This window comes from Cellulomonas sp. GTC20042 (assembly GCF_055389595.1).
Window position 1 is genome coordinate 3263900 of the sequence record NZ_AP043678.1, and the last position, 20173, is coordinate 3284072.

Sequence of the window (20173 nt, forward strand, 5' to 3'; positions counted from 1 at the left end):
GGCACCGCTCGCGGTCGTGACACCGCCACCGACGATCGATCCCTCACCGATGTCTCCACAGATGCATCCCCCTGCTCCGGCTCGGCCCGGATCGACCTCGCGGGGCCGCGTCGACACGCCCGCGCCCCTGACCAGGGGAGATGCCGACGCTAGCCAGGCGGGGCCCGCCGCGGGCGGCCGCGTAGGGGAAAACACTGGCGCGAGCCGAAACTCGCAGGGTCATCCCTCGACGGGACCGGTGTGCCGCGCCGACCCCGGGCCCGCGACCCCGCGCAGCATCACCCGTTCGCCCGCCCTCTTCACCCGGCCCTGCCGGACAAACCGGACATATCCCCACATAGACTCCATCGCAGGAACGGGCCTGGGGACCACGACGACCTGTCCCCCGGGGTCCACGACGACACGACGTGAAGGGGGCCGCAGGTGAGCGAGCTCGGAGCACGCGCGGTGAGCTTCTACCTCCCGCAGTTCCACCCGGTGCCGGAGAACGACGCCTGGTGGGGTCCCGGCTTCACCGAGTGGACCAACACCGCCAAGGCCCGGCCGCTGTTCCGCGGGCACGTGCAGCCGCACCTGCCGGCCGATCTCGGCTTCTACGACCTGCGGCTGCCGGAGGCGCGCGAGGCGCAGAGCGACCTGGCCCAGCGCTACGGCGTCGAGGCGTTCGTGTACTGGCACTACTGGTTCGGCGGCGGCCGACGGATCCTCGAGCGGCCGTTCGCGGAGGTGCTGGCCTCGGGCGCGCCCTCGGTGAAGTTCTGCCTGGCGTGGGCCAACCAGACCTGGAGCGGGATCTGGCACGGCGCCAGCGACAAGGTGCTGATGGAGCAGACCTACCCGGGCCTCGAGGACGAGATCGCGCACTTCGAGCACCTGCTGCCGGCGTTCCGGGACGAGCGCTACCTGCGGGTGGACGACAAGCCGGTGTTCTACGTGTTCCGCCCGGAGGAGCTGCCGGACGCCGCCGCCTTCGTCGACCGCTGGCAGGCCATGGCCCGCGCCGCCGGACTGCCCGGGCTCTACCTGGTGGCGGAGGTCTCCGACCTGCTCGGCGCCGGCCCGCGCTACGTGGACGTGGACGCGGCCGGCTTCGACGCGGGCGTCTACATGCGGATCCCGGCCCGGCGCACCCAGGCCGACATCCTGCGGATGCGGTTCGGCCGCAAGGTGCTGCACCGGCCCGAGGTGTACCCGCACGCGACGGACTTCGTGCCGGCGCCCGCCGGGATCTCCGAGCGGTTGCAGCCCTGCGTCTACCCGAACTGGGACAACACGCCGCGCTCCGGCCGGCGCGGGCTCGCGGTGACCGGGTCGACCCCGGAGCTGTTCCGGCGGCACGTGACCCAGGCGGTCGCGACGCTGACGGACCGGCCCGCCGCCGAGCGGCTGCTGTGGGTCAAGTCGTGGAACGAGTGGGCCGAGGGCAACCACCTGGAGCCCGACCTGGAGCACGGCCACGGCTGGTTGCAGGCGCTGCACGACGGCCTGACCGCGTCGAGCACGCTCGCGACCGAGCCCGCCCGGGTGCTGACCGGGGCGCTCGGCACGCCGGTCGCCGCGGCCGCCACCACCCCGACGGGCGCGGCCCGTGGGTGAGGCACGCGCCCCGCAGGTCGTGGCGCGCCCCACCGACGCCGGACGGCCCACCCGTCCGCTGCGGATCGCGATGCTGTCCTACTACCTGCCCTCGGGCTCGAAGATCGGCGTCGGCTTCCAGGCGCACGAGCTGGCGACCGAGCTGGCCCGGCGCGGCCACCACGTCGACATGTTCAGCGACTGCCCGCCGGTCGAGGGCGCCCTCTACGGGCACCGCGACGTGCACATGACCGGATCGCTGCGCACCTTCCGCTTCGCCTCCGCGCTGCGCCGGCAGGACTACTCCGGCTACGACGTGGTGCACGCGCACGGCGACGACTACTGGCTGTGGCGCCGCCGTGCGCCGCTGCACGTGCGCACCGTGCACGGCTCCTGCTTCGAGGAGGCCCGGCACATCCGCGGGCTCAAGGAGCGCACGCGCATGCTGCTGCTGGGCATGACCGAGGTGCTGGCCAGCGTGGTCGCCGACAAGGTCGTGGTGGTCTCGCCGCAGACCCGCCGCTGGGTGCCGCGCTCGCACGCCGTGATCCCGAACGGCGTGGACACCACGCGGTTCCGCCCCGCTGAGGGCGACGCGCGCGCCGACCACCCGGTGATCCTGTTCGTCGGCACCTGGCACGGCCGCAAGCGCGGGCACGCCCTGGCCGCCGCCTTCGTGGAGCACGTGCGCCCCCGGGTGCCGGACGCCGAGCTGTGGATGGTCACCCGCGACGCCCCCGCCGACCCCGGCCCCGGGATCCGCGTGCTCGGCCGACTCTCCGACGAGGACCTGGCCGCCACCTACCGGCAGGCGTGGGCGTTCTGCCTGCCGTCCTCCTACGAGGGCTTCGGCATCCCCTACGCGGAGGCGATGGCCTCCGGGGTGCCGGTGGTGGCGACGCCGAACGTCGGTGCCCGCTACGTGAGCGACGAGGGGCGGGCCGCCGTGCTCGCCGAGCTCGACGACCTGGGCCCCGCCCTGGCCGACCTGCTGCTCGACGCCCCGCGCCGCGAGCGCCTGACCGCCGCCGGCCTGGACCGTGCGCGCACCTTCTCCCTGACCGCCGTGGCCGACGCCTACGAGCGGCTGTACACCCGACCGACGACCTCCGAGGACCCCTCATGACCGACTCCGTCGCCATCCGTGCGCGAGGGGTGAGCAAGCACTACAAGATCGCCACCTCCGACGACCAGCCGTCCACCGCCGCCGAGGCGGTGATGCGCCGGCTGCGCCACCCGCTGGAGCGCCAGCAGTTCGAGGAGTTCCGCGCGCTCGACGACGTGGACTTCGAGGTGCCCTGGGGCGAGGCGATCGGCATCCTCGGCCGCAACGGCGCCGGCAAGAGCACCCTGCTCAAGCTGCTCACCCGCGTCGCCGCGCCGTCCAAGGGCCGGATCGAGCTCGGCGGTCGCGTCGGCTCGCTGCTGGAGGTCGGCACCGGCTTCCACCCCGAGCTGACCGGGCGGGAGAACGTGTTCCTCAACGGGACGCTGCTCGGCATGCGCAAGTCGGAGATCAAGGCGCGCTTCGACGAGATCGTGGACTTCTCCGGCGTGGAGAAGTTCCTCGACACCCCGGTCAAGCGGTACTCCTCGGGCATGTACGTGCGGCTGGCCTTCGCGGTCGCGGCGCACCTGGACACCGAGATCCTCGCGATCGACGAGGTGCTGGCGGTCGGCGACGCCGAGTTCCAGGCCAAGTGCATCGAGCGGATGCGCACCGTCGCCCAGCAGGGCCGCACCGTGCTCTACGTCAGCCACCAGATCCAGACCGTCAAGGCGCTGTGCACCTCGGCGCTGTTCCTCGAGCACGGCAAGCTGGTCATGCACGGGGACGTGGACGAGGCGATCCACCTGTACCAGACCAGCCGCGACCGGGCCCAGATGTCGGCCACCGACATCGAGCGACGCCCCGGCACCGGCGAGCTGCGGATCACCCAGGCCGACATCAGCAGCCCGCTGTACAAGACCACCGACACCAAGACGATCGAGTTCGTGGTCAACGCCAACCCGGACTACATCGGCAAGTACTTCGTGTCCTGCCACGTGAACGACCGGCACGGCACCACGATCCTCCAGTGCGACTCCCGGGTGACCGGGCTGTGGCTCGACCCCGCCGAGGAGCAGAAGATCGCGCTGCGGATCGACGGCCCCTGGCTCAAGCCGGGCGAGTACAGCGTGGACCTGTTCGTCTGCTCCTCCGGGGTGCTGGACGCCTTCGAGGGCGCCGCACGCTTCGAGATCCACCCCGTGCTCCCCTACCCCGCCGCCGTGTCCGACGAGGGCCTGGACGCCGGGCTCGTGCTGGCCGACTTCGACTACGAGAGGCGGTGAGGGGCGTGGCTGCTCGCCCGATCGTCATCACCCCGCCCGGACGCCTGCCGCTGCCGGGCTGGCGCGAGCTGTGGGAGGCCCGCGAGGTCTTCACCCGGTTCGGCGCCCGCGACCTCAAGCTGCGCTACCGCCAGACCGCGCTCGGCGTGGTGTGGGTGGTCATCCAGCCGCTGCTCAGCGCCGGCATCTTCTCGATCGTGTTCGGGCAGATCGCCGACCTCGGCTCCGACGGGGTGCCCTACTTCGTCTTCTCCTTCGCCGGCATGCTGGCGTGGACGCTGTTCAACGGGATCGTCTCCCGCGCGGCGCCCTCGCTGGTGAACAACCAGGCGCTGGTGTCCAAGGTGTTCTTCCCCCGCATGCTGGTGCCGCTGTCCTCCGTGCTGTCGGTGCTGGTGGACTTCCTGGTGGCCGGGGCGCTGATGGTGGTGCTGCTGGTCTGGTACGGCATCCAGCCCGGGCTGCCGCTGCTGGCGCTGCCGGCGTGGATCCTGCTGGTGATCCTGATGGCGTCCGGCCTCGGCCTGCTCACCTCGGCGCTGATGGTGAAGTTCCGCGACGTCGCCTACGTGGTGCCCTTCGCGCTGCAGACCCTGCTCTACGCCAGCCCGCTCGCGTACTCGCTGTCCGAGGTGGGCAGCAGCATCCGCTGGCTGTTCGACATCAACCCGCTCACCTGGATCCTCGAGGGCTTCCGCTGGTCGCTGCTCGGCCTGGCGCAGCCCCCGCTGTGGCAGATGGGTGCGGCGGTGGGCGTGAGCCTGCTGGTGTTCGTCGGCGGGGCGCTGGTGTTCTCGAAGATGGAACGCGGCTTCGCGGACGTGATCTGACATGACCGCGCCCCGCCCGCCCCGCCTCTCCCGCGCCCGCCGCTCGCTCGCGGTGGGGCTGTCCGCCGTGCTGGTCGCCACCCTCGGGGTCACGGCCTGGCAGGTGGCCGCCCAGCGGGACGGCAGCGGCGAGGGCGCGGCGGCGGCCACTCCGGCACCGGCGGCGGGTGCGCCCGAGGCCCGGCTGTGCGGGGTGGCGGACACCGACAGGTACGCGGCGCTGGCCGCGGACTCCCCGGTGGCGACGGTCGACGCGCTGGTCCCCGACCTGCCCGGCGACGGCGTGCCCGGGGCGCTGGCGGCGGTGGACGGCGCGGTGGCGGCGCTCCAGCAGGACGGGGCGACCACCACGATCACCCGGTGGACCGCGGAGGGCGCGACCGACCGGACGGTGACGATCACCGCCGCGAGCGCGGACCTGGCGCCGAGCACCTTCGCGCTGACGCCGGACGGCGGCGTGGTGGCGGCGACCGGTGCCCGCGGCGGCACGGACGTCGGCCTGTGGACCTCGGGCGACGACCCGGCGACCGTCTGGGACCTGTCCGGGCAGGACGGCGGTCGGGTGGCGGCGGTGCTCGGCTGGACCGCCGGCGACGCGAAGGCCGTGGCCTCCGTGGTGCTGTCCGGGTCGCACACCCTGGTGCTGCTGCACGCGGACGGCTCGGTGGTCGCCGGTCCCACGCTGGACTGGCAGGAGTACCCGCGGTTCTACCCGCAGGACGACGGCACGCTGGTGGTGATGAGCGACGCCGACGCGCAGTCCTCGTCGATCTCGCTGGTGCAGTACGCCGCGGACGGCACCGCCGGCCTGACGATCACCGGGGCGTTGGAGGGCGGGTCGACCAACGGCCGCGCCTCCACGCTGGACCACCCCACCGGCGTCGCCACCGCCGCCGACGGCGGGCTGCTGCTCGCCGGGCCCACCTGGCGGCTGGTCGAGGTCGGCCCCGACGGGGTGTGGCGGCGCATGGCGCTGTCCGGCGAGGGCCAGCACTCGACCTTCCGCTTCGCCGATCTGACGCCCTTCGTGCGGCATGGCGACGCGGTGTACTTCGTCTCCCCCGCCGAGGAGGGCGACGGGCTCCAGCTGTCCCGGGTGCGGGACGCCGACCTGGACCTGCTGCTGGACGCCCCGATCACCTGGGACCTCAACCACGCCTCCACGCTGGACCGGCTCGGCTACGGCGCGGGCCTGGAGACCGACGCGGTGGACGACTACTTCGGCCCCGACGACACCCCGGCGGTCTCCGCGACCTTCGACCCGGAGTGGGGGCACCTGTCCGGCACCTACGAGCTGCGGTACCAGGTGACCGGCGACCCGTGGCTGGACCCGCCGGTCGAGGCGACCTCGGGCACCGTGACGATCCCGGCCGAGGGCGGCAGCGTGCCGCTGGACCTGCCTGCCGCCCGGCCCGGGCCCTACGAGGTGCACGCCGAGCTGGTCGAGACCGCCACCGGCACCGTGCGCACCGCCACCTGCCTGCGGTACGCGGTCGGCGCTCCCGGCACCACCTTCGACCCGGCGACGCTCGCGGACGGGGCCGACTGGGGCGGCGCCGGTCCGCTGCGCGGCGTGCAGCTCGCCGACGAGCTCGGCATCGGCAGCCACCGGGTGCAGCTCGACGTGAGCCGGCTGGTGCCGGACGTCACCGCCACCCCCTCGATCGCCGCGCTCGACCTGTCCGCGCTGCCCGGCGCCGAGGACGGCGACCCCTTCGCCGGCCTGGACGCCGCCGCCACGCTCGCCGCGGAGACCGACGTGCAGCTCTACGTGCAGGTCGGCCAGGGCGGCGAGGCCGAGCACCAGATGGTCGAGAACGGCACCTGGGGTGCCTGGACCGGCGTCATCGCGTCGGCCCTGCACGCGGGGGCGCCGGACCTGCACCTGTGGGCGCCGTGGAACGAGCCGAACAACACCGGCTTCGGCGACGGCGGCGACTACGCCCGCCGCGTGCAGGAGCCCTTCGCCACCGCGGTCCGTGCCGCCGACCCGCAGGCGAGGATCATCGGCGGCAACGCGCTCAACGTGGTCGTCGGCTGGTACCAGCAGCTGGTGGACGCCGGCGGCTGCACCTCGATGGACGTGGTCGGGATCCACCCGTACACCGGCTTCAACCGCTCCTGGGACGAGGAGGGCGACGACGGGCCGATCGGGCAGATCACCGCGGTCACGGCCCTGCTCGCCGCCTGCGGCACGGAGGCACCCGCGATCTGGGACACCGAGTCCGGCTGGTGGTCGGACGGCCCGGCGAACCACTGGGCGCAGGCCTACGACGTCGCCCGCACCCTGCTCTGGAACGCCGAGCTCGGCGTGGACGAGTGGATGTACTTCTTCAGCGAGGGCGGCTGGGGCGAGGGCGGCTTCTCCTGGTCGCTGGTGCAGCTCGGCTCCTTCGTGAAGCCGGGGGCGCTGGCGATGTCCACCGTCTCCGGGCTGCTCGACGGGCGCGCGGCGCCGGAGGTGCTGGACCTCGGGGACGAGACGCTGCACGCGATGCGGTTCGGCGCGGCGGAGGCGGACGGCAGCGCGGGTGCGGGTGGGGCGACGGGCTCGCCGTCCGCGAGCACTGCGCCGTCCGCGAGCACTGCGCCGTCCGCGAGCGCCACGGCCGGCCCGACCGGCACCGCCGCCGTGCGCGACCAGGACCTGCTCGCCGTCTGGAGCCAGGACGCGGTCACCTCCGTGCAGGTCACCGCGGCCACCGACGTCACCGTCACGGTCACCGACGTCTACGGCGGCACCCGCACGATCGACCTCGCCGCCGGCACCCCGGTCGCGCTGCCGGTCACCGGGTCGCCGGAGTTCCTGTCCACCCCGGTCGGCACCGACCTGACCGTGGCCCCCGCGACCCTCGCCGTGCCGGAGACCGGCGACCTGCTGGCCGGCGGCACCGTCACCACCTCCTCCAGCACCGACGGCACCGATCCGGCGCTGCTGGTCGAGCCGGACGGCGCGGGGGCGAACCCGTGGCGCGCCGGGGCGACGACCTCCGGCGGCGCGCCGGACAGCAGCCCGTGGGTGCAGGTCACGCTCGCCGCCCCGGCGACGGTCAGCAGCGTCACCGTGGAGAGCGCCGGCATCCGCTGCTGCACCGCCGGGGTGCGCGCCTACACCGTGAGCGTGCAGGGCGCCGACGGCGCCTGGCACGAGGTCGGCCGGCAGGACGGGCTGTTCCTGTCCCGCACCTCCACCGTCACCTTCGACCCGGTCGAGGCCAGCGCGGTCCGCGTGCAGATCCCCAGCACCACCACCCGGGGGATCACCGTGCCGGACGTCAACTACTCCGGGCAGTCCGGCGGGCTGCTGCCGGCCTGGGAACCCGTGCAGGCCGAGCCCACCTGGCCGGTGTCGCTGGTCCGGCTCGCCGCCACCGGCCCGTCCTGATCCCCTGATCCCCTCCCCCGAGACGAGGTCCACCCGATGACTGCCAGGGCGACCGTGGGCATCCCGGTCTACAACGGCGAGCGGTACCTGACCGCCGCGCTGGACTCGGTGCGCGCCCAGGACGAGCCGGACCTGGAGATCCTGATCTCCGACAACGCCTCCACCGACGGCACCGAGGAGATCTGCCGCGCCGCCGCCCGCGAGGACGACCGCATCCGGTACCACCGGCAGGAGGTCAACCAGGGCGGCGCGTGGAACTTCAACCACCTGGTCGACCTGGCCACCACGCCGTACTTCACCTGGGCGGCGGCCGACGACGTGCGCGAGCCGGCGTTCGTGCGGCGCTGCCTGGAGGTCTTCGCGGACAGCGATCCCGCCACCGTGCTGGTGTACCCGCGCACCCGGATCATCGACGCCACCGGTGCGATCACCGAGGACCTCAACGACGCCGACCTCGGCTGCGACGAGCCCACCCCGCACCAGCGGATGTCGCACTTCCTGCGCGCGCAGGCCGCGCACATCTTCTACGGGCTGCACCGCACCGAGGCGCTGCGCGCGACCCGGGGCATCCGGCGCGTGGTCGGCAACGACCTGGTGATCCTCGCCGAGCTGGCCTGCCAGGGACCGTTCGCGCTGGTGCCCGAGCAGCTGTTCCTCCAGCGCCGGCACGCCGAGCAGTTCTCCGCCCAGGGGCAGGCGCAGGTGGCCTGGCACGCACCGAGCGCATCGGTCCGTTTCGCCTTCCCGCACACCAAGGTGAGCATCGAGCTGGTCCGGGGCGTGCTCGCCTCCGGCGCCCCGGCGCTGGAGAAGGCCCGTGCGGTGGCGACGGTGCCGGTGGCGTGGACGATCCCGCGCTGGCGCGGCCCGGCGGCGGACGTGTGGGCCGCGCTCGGCCGGCAGCCGCGCAGCCAGACGCGGGCGGCCGGCCCGGCCGGGGCGACGGCGGGGTCAGCACCGTGAGCGTCGCGGACGACGCGCGGGCGGCCACGGGACGCGCGGGCACGGGGCGGACGCCGGACCGGCCCGCCCCGGTCGACGTCCCGCCCGAGGTGCACCTGCTCACCCCCGGCGACCACTTCTCCCCGCGCACCGGCTCCGCGATCCCGACCGTGGTCGACGGCCTGTGCGCCGCCGTCACCGACCCGGACCGCCCGCGGCCCCGGGTGCTGGTGGCCGACGGCACCTACCCCGACCGCTACCCGAGCGCGGAGGTCGTCGGCTACCCGCTCGCCGCCGGCCGCCCGGCGGACCGCTACCTCGACGCCCTGGCCGGACGGCTCGCGCTGCCCCGCCCCGGGGTCCGCCGCACCCTGCGCCCCGCGCTGGCCGCGCAGGACGGCTGGCCCGCCGGGGTGGTGATCGCGCACAACGCCCCGCAGGCCGTTCCCCTGGTGCACGACCGGCACGCCGTGGTGCTGCACGCCCACAACCTGCTGCTGCGCACGTACACCCCGCGCGAGGCCGCCCGGGTGCTCGGCGGGGTCGGCGCCGTCGCCTGCGTCAGCGGGGCGCTCGCCGAGCAGACCGCCCCCTTCCTGCCGCCGAGCCTGCGCGACCGGCTGCGCGTGGTGCCCAACGGCGTCGACACCACCCGGTTCTCGCCCCGCGCCGACCCCGCCCGCGCCGAGCGGCTGCGCGTCGTCTTCGTCGGCCGGATGATCCGCGACAAGGGCGCCGACGTGCTGCTCGACGCGGTGGCCCGGCTGGACCGCGACGACGTCGAGCTGACCATCGTCGGCAGCCAGAACTTCGACGCCGCCGCCGCGCTGTCACCCTTCGAGCAGGAGGTGCACGCCCGCGCCGCCCGGCTCGGCGACCGGGTACGCCTGCTCCCGTTCACCCCGCGCGCCGAGGTCGCCGAGGTGTACCGGCAGGCCGACGTCGTCGTGGTGCCCTCCCGCTGGGCGGAGCCCTTCGCGCTCACCGTGCTCGAGGGCATGGCCTGCGGCGTCCCCGTGGTCGCCAGCGCGATCGGCGGCATCCCCGAGGTGATGGGCGACGCCGGCGTCCCCGTGCGCCCGGACGACCCCGCCGACCTCGCCGCCGCGATCGAGGCCCTGGCCGACGACGAGACCATGCGCCGCGGCATCGGCGCCCGGTGCCGCCGGTGGGCCGTCGCGCACGACTGGGTGGCGGCGCGGGCGCGGCTGGACGCGGTGCTGGCGGAGGTCGGCTGAGGCGGTCGGGCTCAGCGCGGCTCCTCGCCCCGGGCCTGGGCGAGGGTGTAGCCCCGCAGATCAGCCACACCCGGGTCGGTGCGCTCCACGAGCACGCCCCAGCCGTCCGGCGCGTAGAAGTCCGCGTCGAACGGGAACAGACCGAGACGCTCGCACGCCAGACGCAGGTGATCGTGCGTGAACCGGTCCTGCGTGCGCGGGGCGTCCTCGTCCCAGACGATGCCCACCGGACCGGGGATCCCGTCGTCGAAGGCGTCACCCCGCGAGCACATCCGCTCGAACACCCATCGACGGTTCTCCTCGGTCCGCACGCCCGCGCTGTAGGTCACACCGTGCTCACGTTCTCCTCGATAGTTGACCCACGGTTCCGTCGGCATGCTCACGGAAACCTCTCGGTATCCCACCGGGGCACTCCACCCCCGCGGACGTCGGGTCAACGGCGCGTCGAAGACGTGCACCGCCCACGCCCCCCGCTCCGCCATCGGCCAACCCAACGCCGCGGTCAGCCCTTGCCATCGGTTCGAGAACACAGCGGTCCACTCGGGGTGACGTGTCGGCACGAAGAGGTGCTTGTCCTCCTCAGCCGGTCGCATGGGCAACAGCGCGTGCAGCAACGCCTCCAGACCTTCGCCCTGCACCACCCGGCGTTCGGGCATCTGCCCGAACCTCCGCAGGTAGTTCGCCCCGTAGTGGTCGAGCAGCAGGTCGACGCATCGGTCCGGGGCTGCCCGGATGAACCCGATCTCTTGCGTCACCGGCAGCCATCGACCGCCGAGCAGCAGGCGCGACTCGTACACCGCCAGTTCCTTGGCCCTCATCGCATCACCTCCACTCCGCCCTGCCGGTCGCTGTCATTCGCATGCACCGCCCAGCACGATCAGTACGACATGGGTCGCGAACGTGATGTCCGGATCATTGTTGAGGATCCGTTGACCGTGCTCGTCTCCGCGCAGACTGGTCGTCGGGTCCGCGCACCGCGGCTTGTCCCACTCCACGTAGTACCGCTCGCCATTCAGGGTGTACTGCAGATCGGGGCGGTTGCGTCCGACCAGCTTTCCCGCCTGGTCCACTTGCCACTGGTCGATGCGAACGTCCGAGACGTTCCTCCCAGAGCGCGCCATGATCTGCAGTTCGGTGAGGTAGTCCGTCAAAGCCTCAGCCTGCTGCGCGTCTCGACTGATCCGCCACGTCACGCCATTCGTGAGGTCGAGCGTCCCGATATCCGCGATGCGTGGCTTCGGCGCGTCCCTCCCCGCCGCCTTGATCGCCTTGTCGAGCAGCGTCTGGCTCCCCGGCAGCTTCGCGACGAGCTGCCGCACCCCGTCCATCTGCTTCCCGTCGAGGAACACCTTCCCCACCGAGATCGCGGCCTGCCCCGCACGGGTGGACCGCGCCGCGAACACGACGGTCTCCTGCGCGACGCGCACGGCGTCCCCGGCGCCGGGGATGAACGCGACCGCCGCCCATGCCGCGCTGCCCCATGCGCCGGTGCCGATCCCGTGCACCAGGTCCCGCAGGTCGCCGAGCACGATCAGCCCGGAGCCGACCTGCCCGAGCAGGTACCACTCGCGGGAGGCGACGTCGACGGTGACACCGGCGGCCTTCGCGGCCCAGGACTCCCAGGCGTCACCGAAGAAGAAGCCGGCCAGCGCGGCGTGCACCGAGCCGGCGAGGTCGGTGTCGGCGGCGAAGGGGTCGGAGCCGTCGGCGTGCTCCTGCGCGTCGAGCCGCCCGTCGCCGTCGGCGTCGAACTCCAGGGGGTCGAACTCGGCGGAGATCTCGGTGAGGTCGTCCAGCCGGTCGCCGTCGGTGTCGGTCAGGCGCGGGTGGGTCTCGGTGTCCCACTCCTGGGCGTCACCGATCCCGTCGCCGTCGGTGTCCGGCCGGGTGGGGTCGGCGAAGCCCCGGTAGTACTGGCCCGAGCCGAAGGCGCCTCCGGTGGCGAAGCCGCCGGCCTCCTCGCCGTCGGTCAGGCCGTCGCCGTCGGTGTCGGCGTTCGCCGGGTCGGTGACGAAGGTGCGGCCGGCACCGTCCCGCCAGCCGTTCGTCTCGGCGCTGTCGGCCAGGCCGTCGCCGTCGGTGTCCGGCTCGCCGAGGTCCTCGGTGATCCGGTCGAAGGCACCGGCGATCTGGTCGGCGTTCTCGAGCAGGAAGAACTCGCCGCCGGTGGCGGTGGCGATCTCGTCCAGCAGCGCCTGGTCGGTGCCGGAGCCGAGCCCGACGGTGTAGACGGTGATGTCGCTGCGCACCGCGCGGTCGGTCAGCGCCGGGTCGTACTCACCCTGCCCGTCGGTGAGCAGCACCACCGTGCGTCCGTGCTCCGGCAGCCCACGCGCGTCGAGCTCGTCCAGGGAGGCGGCCATCGCCGCGGTGATCGACGTGAGCCCGGACGCGCCGACGCGGCCGATCGCTGCGGTGACGGCTGCCCGGTCGGTGGTGAGGGACTGGAGCAGGCTGGCCTGATCGGTGAACGACACCACCCCGGCCTGGTCGCCGTCGATCAACGCGTCCACGAAGGACACCGCGGCGGTCTTGCGCTGCCCGCGGGGATCGTTCGACCGCATCGACCCGGAGGCGTCCAGGGCGAGGACGGCGTCGATGTTCGCCCCACCGGTGCCGGGCTCGCGCGGCTGGGTGATCCGCTCGGCCCAGATGCGCTCCATCTCGGTGACGTCGGCGACCACGAACGGCGAGAAGTCGTCCGTGGTGACCGACGCGGTCCCGGTCATCAGGTCGACGTGCTGCTCGGCCGGGCGGTCGAAGGTGCCGGTCTCGACGTCGAGGTGCAGCACCGCAGCCTCGTGCCCGGCCGGCAGCGCGGCGGGGTCGAAGGCGAAGGTCAGCGTCCCGGTTCCGACCTGCTCCGGGACCTGGGCGAGCACGGTGCCGGACAGCAGCCCGGGCGCTCCCGCCAGCAGCGTGTCCTCGGCGGCACGCACCGAGGCGGCCAGCACCGCGGACGCCCCGCCGGTGACGGTCAGCGTCGCGCCGTCCCCGGTGGTCACGCGGGTGTAGGTCGCGTCCCCGTCGAGGATCCCGTCGCCGTCCGCGTCCGCGACCGCGGGGTCCGCGCCGAGGGCGATCTCGTCGCCGTCGGCCAGGCCGTCGCCGTCGGGGTCCGGCACCAGCGGGTCGGTGCCGAGCGCCTTCTCCTGCCCGTCGTCCAGCCCGTCGTCGTCCGAGTCGGCGCGGAACGGCCAGGTGCCGTCGGCCAGCTCGTGGGCGTCGGTGACGCCGTCCCCGTCGAGGTCGCCCGCGCCGTCGGGCACGCCGGGATCGGACTGCGGGTCGGTGGGATCGAGCCCGGCGGTGATCTCGGCGAGGTCGTCCAGGCCGTCGGCGTCGGAGTCCGCGGCCTGCGGATCGGTGCCCGCGGCGATCTCCTGGGCGTCGGTCAGCCCGTCCCCGTCGCTGTCGGCCGCCGGGTCGACCGGGGTGCTCGGGTCGCCGCCCGGGGTCGGCGGCTGCGTGGGCTGCGCGGTGGGCGAGGTGCTGGGCGTCGGCGCCGGTCCTGCTCCACCGTCGTCGGGCCGGCACCCGCCGACCAGCCCCAGCAGCAGGGCCAGCGCGACCGCCCCCGCCGTCGTCCGGCCCGCGGGCCATGTCCTGCGCATCACGCTCTCCCCTGCTGTCGACGGGCAGCCCCGGATCGGGGAGCCGGTCCCGACCATGCCGCACCGCGAGGTGCCTCCCGTGGCCACCTGTGCGTTTTCGCACGGCCGACGCCGCGCAGCAGATTCACCCCCACCGGTCGGGTGAACCTTTTGTCCTAGTTGTCCGAATTGTCAGGTCAACCGGCACCATGGACCCATGCGCGTCCTCCGGATCTCCCACAGCGCCGTCGTCACCGCCTGGCGCGGCCGCGAGCGCGCGCTGCGGGCCGGCGGCGCCACGGTCCGGCTGCTCAGCGCGCGGCGCTGGGCCGAGGGCGGGCGGGACGTCGACCTGGAGCCGGAGCCCGGCGAGGACGTCGTCGGGGTCCGCACGATCGGCAGCCACCCCAACGTCTTCCTCTACGACCCGCGACCGATCTGGCGCGCGCTGGGCGAGCGGTGGGACGTGATCGACCTGCACGAGGAGCCGTGCGCCCTCGCCACCGCCGAGATCCTGCTGCTGCGGCGGCTGCGCCGGGTGCGCACCCCGTACGTGCTCTACAGCGCGCAGAACCTCGACAAGCGCTACCCGCCGCCGTTCCGCTGGTGGGAGCGCTCGGCGCTGCGCGGGGCCGCCGCGGTCAGCGTGTGCAACGCCGAGGCCGGGCGCATCCTGCACGCCAAGGGGCTCACCGCCCCCGCCCACGTGATCGGCCTGGGGGTCGAGCTCGCCGAGCAGCCCTCCACCGCGCAGCCCCCCACCGCGGAGCCCGGCTCCGCCCCCGAACCCGGCGTAGCCGGTGCGGCAGCCCCCGCCCGCACCGGCTACGTCGGCCGCCTGATCGCCCCGCACAAGGGGCTGGACGTGCTGCTCGACGCCGCCGAGACCGACCCGCGGATCCACCTGGAGATCGCCGGCGCCGGACCGCTGGAGCAGCACCTGCGCGAGCGTGCGGCCTCCCCCGCGCTCGCCGGGCGGGTGACGTTCCACGGGCACCTGGCCGGGGACGCGCTGACCGCGTTCTACCGCTCGCTCGACGTGCTGGCGGTGCCCTCGGTGGCCGCCCCGGGGTGGCTGGAGCAGTTCGGCCGGGTCGCCGTCGAGGCGATGGCCCTCGGCGTGCCGGTGGTGGCCTCGGACTCCGGCGCGCTGCGTGACGTGGTCGGCGGGGCCGGGACGCTGGTGCCGCCCGGCGACGCCGCCGCGCTGGCCCGTGCGCTGGCCGAGGTGCGCGACGACCCGGAGCACGCCGCGCGGCTGCGCGCCGCCGGCCTGGAGCGCGCCCGGCAGTACACGTGGGACGCGGTGGGCGCCGCGTACCGGGCGATGTACGACGAGATCCTCGGGCAGGGCGATCGTCCCGGCGACGCAGACGCCACCGACCGGACCGCGCCGGCGGCGACCTCGGCCTCAGCCCCCGAGGTCGAGGTCGCCGTCGTCGCCTACGGCTCGCCCGACCTGCTCACCGCCGCGCTGGCCCCGGTCGCCCCGCACCTGCCGGTGACGGTGGTCGACAACTCCGGCGACCCGGAGGTCCGCGCGGTCGCGCTCGCCGCCGGCGCCCGCTACGTCGACCCCGGGGCCAACCTCGGCTTCGGCGCGGCGGTGGACGTGGTGCTGCGGATGCGCGTGCGCCCGGGCGCCGACCTGCTGCTGCTCAACCCGGACGCCCGGATCGACCTGGCCGGTGTGACCGCCCTGCACACGGCCCTGCGCGCGGAGCCCGGGATCGCGGCGGTCGGGCCGGAGCAGACCGATGACGACGGCATCCCCGCCCGGGTGCTCTGGCCGTTCCCCGGCCCGGGGCGCGTGTGGCGGCAGGAGGCCGGGCTCGGCGTGCCGGAGACCGACGAGGGCTTCGTGATCGGCTCGGTGCTGCTGCTGCGCGCGGAGGCGCTGGCCGACGTCGGCGGCTTCGACGAGGACTTCTTCCTCTACAGCGAGGAGACCGACTGGCAGCGGCGCGCGCACCTGCGCGGCTGGCGGTCGGCGGTGGCCACCGGGGTGCACGCGCACCACGTCGGCGGCGGCACCAGCAGCGATCCCACCCGGCGCGAGACGCACTTCCACGCCTCCCAGGAGCGCTACCTGCGCAAGCACCACGGCGCGCTCGGCTGGGCGTCGGCCCGCACAGCGGTGCTGCTCGGCAGCGTGCCCCGATCGGTGCTGCCCGGTGATCGCGGACGTGCGGCACGCCTGCGGCTGCGGCTCTACCTGCGCGGGCCGCTGCGCGCCGAGCGGGCGCTGGGCGACCCGCGCGCGCCCCGTCCGACCACCCCGGCCGCTCCGACCGCCACCGGTGCCCCGGAGCGCCGCAGCAGCCGGGTGCCGGTCGCCGCCTCGTGGACCACCGCTCCCCCGACCGGCACGGAGACCGCATGAGCACCTCGACCGCGACCCGTCCCGCCGGGTCACCGGCCCCGACGGTGCCCGTCGTGCCGCCCGAGCGCGTCCCCCGGGCGTCGGTCCCCACCCGCGCCCTGATCGGCGGCGGCCTGCTCGCGCTCGCCCTGGTGCTCGCGGTGCTCACCTCGGTCGACCCGTACCTCACGCTCGCGCTCGGCGGCGGGCTGCTGGTGATCGGCCTGACCCTGCGCCAGCCGCTCGCGCTGCCGATCCTCGGCATGCCCGCTCTGCTGCTGGTCAACCGGGTCGGCGGCGCGCTCTCGGTCTCGGACTTCGTGCTGTTCGCGGCGTTCTGGCCCGCGCTGCTGTTCTGCCGACGCCCGCTGTCCCGACCGATGCGGCACGTGCTGTGGGCCTCGGCGATCTACCAGGCGTCGGTGCTGTTCACCGTGATCGCCAACCCGTACCTGGCCAACCTGGTCGAGTGGTTCCACTCCTGGCTGCTGGTCGCGGGCGCGCTGATCGTCGGCTGGGCGATCGGCGCGGCGGGGCAGGCGCGGCTCGCGCTCGGCCTCTACCTCGGCGGGTCGGTGGCGGTCGCCCTGGTCGCGCTGGGCCAGTTCGTGATCAACCTCAGCCACGGCGACACCGGCCCGGTGTACCTCGGCGAGCCGTTCCTCATGCACAAGAACTTCATCGGCTGCGTGCTCGCCTTCGCCGCCGTGATCGTCTACACCCGGCCGCGCTGGCTGCGCTGGAACGACATCGCCTGCCTGGCGCTGTTCGTGCTGTTCCTCGCCGGGATCCTGGTCGCGCAGTCCCGCCAGGCGCTGATCGGGCTCGCGCTGGCGGTGGCCGTGGTCGCGCTGCGGCCCGACCCGCACCGGCACCGCTCCAAGGTCGTGCTGCTCGCGGTGGCCGCGGGCGCGCTGGTGGTCGGCACGCTGGTGCAGGACCAGCTCGAGTCCGGCGACCAGTACAACTCCGCGTACCAGCGGCTGGTCTGGTTCCAGCAGTCGCTGAACATCTGGGAGGAGTACCCCTGGTTCGGCGCCGGCCTGCGCTGGTGGTACACCGACCGGTTCGCGGAGAAGTTCCAGCCGCCCAACGCCGAGTTCGAGATGCTGTCCTCCGGCGGCCTGGTCGGGCTGGTCGGCTTCCTGCTGATGTTCCTGATCATCCTGGTCGTGCTGTGGCGGCTCGACTCCCGGTTCGGCACCCTCGCGTTCGTCATGGTGATGATGCGGTTCGTGCAGGGCCAGTTCGACCTGTTCTGGGTGGCCGCGCAGGTGTCGATCCCGTTCGTGATCGCCGGGATCTGCCTGGGCGCGCAGGCACATGCCGCCCGCACCGAGGAGGAACGGCGCGCGCTGGCCGCCGCCTCCGGGGGGCCCGAACCCGTCCCGTCCCGCCGCGAGCTGCGCCGGCTGCGTCTGCCGCGCGGCGGCCGGGGCGCCCGCCTGCCGCTGCCCGTCGGCCACAAGGAGCACCCGTGACCGCTGCACCCGATGTCGTGCACGTCGTCTGCACCGACGCCTTCGCCGGTGTCGAGCGCTACGTGACCACCCTGGCCCGCACCCAGGACGCCCGCGGCCTGCGGGTGCAGGTGCTCGGCGGCGCCGCCGACCGCATGCCGGCCGAGCTGGCCGGCAGCGGCGTGCGCTGGGCGCCGGCGCCGACCCCGCTGCGGGCCGCCTCCGCGCTCCGCTCGCTGCGCGGCGCGCAGGGCCGCCCCGGCCTGGTGCACGCGCACATGACCGCCGCCGAGCTGGCCGCGGTCTCCGCCGCCGACGCCCCGGTCGTCGCCACCCGGCACTTCGCCGCCACCCGGGGCAGCGGTCGCGTGGGGCGCACCGTGGGCCGGTACGTGACGCCCCGGCTGGCCGCGCAGGTCGCGATCAGCGACTACGTGGCCGAGCGGGTCGAGGGCCCGTCCACCGTCGTGCACCCCGGCGTGCCGTCCTTCCTGCGCGAGGCGGAGCCCGATCCCGGCGCCGAGCGGCGTCCCGTGGTGCTGATGGCCCAGCGGCTCGAGGCCGAGAAGCGCACCGACCTCGGGCTGCGGATGTGGGCGGCCTCCGGGCTCGCCGCCGACGGCTGGGAGCTGCTGGTCGCGGGCACCGGTGCGCTGCGGGCCGACCTGGAGGCGCTGGCGCGGGACCTCGGGGTGGACGCCTCGGTGCGGTTCCTCGGCGCGCGCTCGGACATGGACGTGCTGCTCGCGACCTCGGCCGTGTTCCTCGCCCCGCGGCCCGACGAGCCCTACGGGCTGTCCGTGGTGGAGGCGATGGCCCACGGCACCCCCGTGGTCGCCGCTGCCGGCGGAGGCCACGACGAGACCGTGGGTGCGGCCGACGGCGCGGTGCTGGTGCCCGCGGACGACGTCGAGGCCGCCGGGGGCCGGCTGGCCCGGCTCGCCCGCGACCCCGCGCGTCGTGCCGCCTACGGCGAGGAGCTGCGCGCGGTGCAGCAGCACCGCTTCGGCCTGGAGGCGCACGCCGACGGCATCGAGGCCGTGTACCGGACGGTGCGCCGGTGACCGCCGTCGACGCCCGCACCGCCGGTCCCGTGCCCGCCGCCGACGGCAGCCGCGACCTGGTCGTCGTCTCGCTGGAGCCCTGGGACGAGGTGTGGCGGCGCAACCAGCACCTGGTGGCCGGGCTGCTCGCCGCCGACCCCGGCCTGCGTGTGCTGTTCGTCGAGCCGCCGGTGGACCACCTGCACGACCTGCGGCGGGGCGCTGCGCCCACGCTCGGCAGACGGCTGCGCCGCCTCACCGCGCACGACGGGGCCGCCGACGGTCGCACCTGGGCGTACCGGCCGACCAAGTGGCTGCCCCGCCGGCTCGCACCGGGTGCCGACCGGCGGCGTGCCCGCGGGATCGCCCGGGTCGCCCGGCACCTCGGCATGACCGACCCGGTGCTCTGGGTGAACGACCCCGACGGCGCCGTGCTGCTGGAGACGACCGGCTGGCGCGCGCTGTACGACGTCACCGACGACTGGCTGCGCGCGGTCCGCGAACCCACCGAGCTCGCCCGCACCGCCGCCCACGAGGCCGTGCTGCTCGCCGGCTGCGCGGAGGTCGTCGTCTGCTCCCCCGCGCTCGCCCGCGCCAAGGGCGCCGACCGGGCGGTCACGCTGGTGACCAACGCGGTCGACGTCGACGCGTACCGCACCCCGCAGGCCCGCCCCGCCGACCTGCCCGCCGGCGACTACGCCGTCTACGTCGGCACCCTGCACCCGGACCGCCTGGACGTCGACGCCTGCCTGCGCCTGGCCACCCACCTGCGCACGGTCGACGCGCACCTGGTCCTGGTCGGCCCCCCGCTGCTCGACCCGCTGGACGTCACCCGGCTCGAGGCCGCCGGCGCGCTGCTGCTCGGACCCCGTCCCGCCGCGCTGGTCCCCGGCTACCTCCAGCACGCCGCCGCGCTCGTCGTCCCGCACGTCGTCGACGACTTCACCGACTCGCTGGACCCGATCAAGCTCTACGAGTACCTGGCCGTCGGACGCCCGATCGTGAGCACTCCGGTCGCGGGGTTCCGCGACCAGCCGGCGTCCCTGGTGACGACGGCGTCCCCGCAGCACCTGCCGGAGGCCGTCGTGCGCGTGCTCGCCGAGGCGCGGCGCGGCGCGGGCGCGAGCGCGGGCACGGGCGCGGGCGCGGGCGCGAGCGTGGGCGCGGGCGCAGGCCTCACGTCGGACGCGGTCCCCCGCTGGTCCGACCGCGTGCGCGAGATGCAGCAGGTCCTCGCCCGCGTCCGCACCTCCCGCTGACCGGGCGCGCTGCGCGCCACCCGCTCGCACCCGCAGCCCTCTCCCCGCGTCGCCCCCCCGCGCGCCGAGTTGTCATCACTTGTCGCTTCACGCGCACGGGAAGCGACAAGTGTTGACAACTCGGCGGTCTGGGGGCGCGCGCGGGTGCGCGG

13 protein-coding genes are annotated in these 20173 nt (G+C 74.7%); 11 read left to right on the forward strand and 2 right to left on the reverse strand.

Features of this window, described 5'->3' with window-relative positions; genetic code table 11:
- Positions 1-423: 423 nt before the first annotated feature.
- Genes ACZ5HG_RS15115 through ACZ5HG_RS15145 form a run of 7 tightly spaced genes read left to right on the forward strand, consistent with a single transcriptional unit; the run spans position 424 to position 10304 of the window.
- Positions 424-1596 carry a glycosyltransferase WbsX family protein gene (locus ACZ5HG_RS15115; RefSeq protein WP_464177749.1) on the forward strand — a complete coding sequence of 391 codons (1173 nt, stop codon included), beginning with the start codon at positions 424-426 and terminating at the stop codon, positions 1594-1596.
- Positions 1589-2701, forward strand: coding sequence for a glycosyltransferase family 4 protein (locus ACZ5HG_RS15120; protein WP_464177751.1), 1113 nt, complete (start codon positions 1589-1591; stop codon positions 2699-2701). Before ACZ5HG_RS15115 ends, ACZ5HG_RS15120 begins: the two co-directional genes overlap by 8 nt.
- Positions 2698-3909 (forward strand): ABC transporter ATP-binding protein, encoded by a 1212-nt coding sequence (locus ACZ5HG_RS15125; protein ID WP_464177753.1) that lies wholly within the window; start codon positions 2698-2700, stop codon positions 3907-3909. The genes ACZ5HG_RS15120 and ACZ5HG_RS15125 overlap by 4 nt, the downstream gene beginning before the upstream one ends.
- 5 nt (positions 3910-3914) lie before the next feature.
- Complete coding sequence (locus ACZ5HG_RS15130; RefSeq protein ID WP_464177755.1) at positions 3915-4739, forward strand: ABC transporter permease; 825 nt, start codon at positions 3915-3917, stop codon at positions 4737-4739.
- 1 nt (position 4740) lies between these two features.
- The gene (locus ACZ5HG_RS15135) at positions 4741-8124 is read left to right on the forward strand and encodes a discoidin domain-containing protein (protein ID WP_464177757.1); all 3384 of its coding nucleotides are present in this window, start codon (positions 4741-4743) and stop codon (positions 8122-8124) included.
- A gap of 36 nt (positions 8125-8160) precedes the next feature.
- Positions 8161-9087 carry a glycosyltransferase family 2 protein gene (locus tag ACZ5HG_RS15140; protein WP_464177759.1) on the forward strand — a complete coding sequence of 309 codons (927 nt, stop codon included), beginning with the start codon at positions 8161-8163 and terminating at the stop codon, positions 9085-9087.
- A complete protein-coding gene (locus ACZ5HG_RS15145; RefSeq protein ID WP_464177761.1) occupies positions 9084-10304 on the forward strand; it encodes a glycosyltransferase family 4 protein in 1221 nt (406 codons plus the stop codon). Before ACZ5HG_RS15140 ends, ACZ5HG_RS15145 begins: the two co-directional genes overlap by 4 nt.
- An 11-nt stretch (positions 10305-10315) precedes the next feature.
- Here ACZ5HG_RS15145 and ACZ5HG_RS15150 read toward each other — a convergent pair whose 3' ends face one another.
- Positions 10316-11122 (reverse strand): hypothetical protein, encoded by an 807-nt coding sequence (locus ACZ5HG_RS15150; protein WP_464177764.1) that lies wholly within the window; start codon positions 11120-11122, stop codon positions 10316-10318.
- Positions 11123-11155: 33 nt separating this feature from the next.
- Positions 11156-13918, reverse strand: a complete 2763-nt coding sequence (locus tag ACZ5HG_RS15155) for a VWA domain-containing protein (protein ID WP_464177766.1) — start codon at positions 13916-13918, stop codon at positions 11156-11158.
- A gap of 196 nt (positions 13919-14114) precedes the next feature.
- On the opposite strand from ACZ5HG_RS15155, the gene ACZ5HG_RS15160 reads away from it, so the two are divergent.
- Genes ACZ5HG_RS15160 through ACZ5HG_RS15175 form a run of 4 tightly spaced genes read left to right on the forward strand, consistent with a single transcriptional unit; the run spans position 14115 to position 20021 of the window.
- Positions 14115-16280 carry a glycosyltransferase gene (locus tag ACZ5HG_RS15160; RefSeq protein ID WP_464177768.1) on the forward strand — a complete coding sequence of 722 codons (2166 nt, stop codon included), beginning with the start codon at positions 14115-14117 and terminating at the stop codon, positions 16278-16280.
- Positions 16277-17740 (forward strand): O-antigen ligase family protein, encoded by a 1464-nt coding sequence (locus ACZ5HG_RS15165; protein ID WP_464177770.1) that lies wholly within the window; start codon positions 16277-16279, stop codon positions 17738-17740. The genes ACZ5HG_RS15160 and ACZ5HG_RS15165 overlap by 4 nt, the downstream gene beginning before the upstream one ends.
- Positions 17737-18783, forward strand: a complete 1047-nt coding sequence (locus ACZ5HG_RS15170) for a glycosyltransferase family 4 protein (protein WP_464177772.1) — start codon at positions 17737-17739, stop codon at positions 18781-18783. Before ACZ5HG_RS15165 ends, ACZ5HG_RS15170 begins: the two co-directional genes overlap by 4 nt.
- Positions 18780-20021, forward strand: a complete 1242-nt coding sequence (locus tag ACZ5HG_RS15175) for a glycosyltransferase (protein WP_464177774.1) — start codon at positions 18780-18782, stop codon at positions 20019-20021. The genes ACZ5HG_RS15170 and ACZ5HG_RS15175 overlap by 4 nt, the downstream gene beginning before the upstream one ends.
- The last annotated feature ends 152 nt before the right edge of the window (positions 20022-20173 follow it).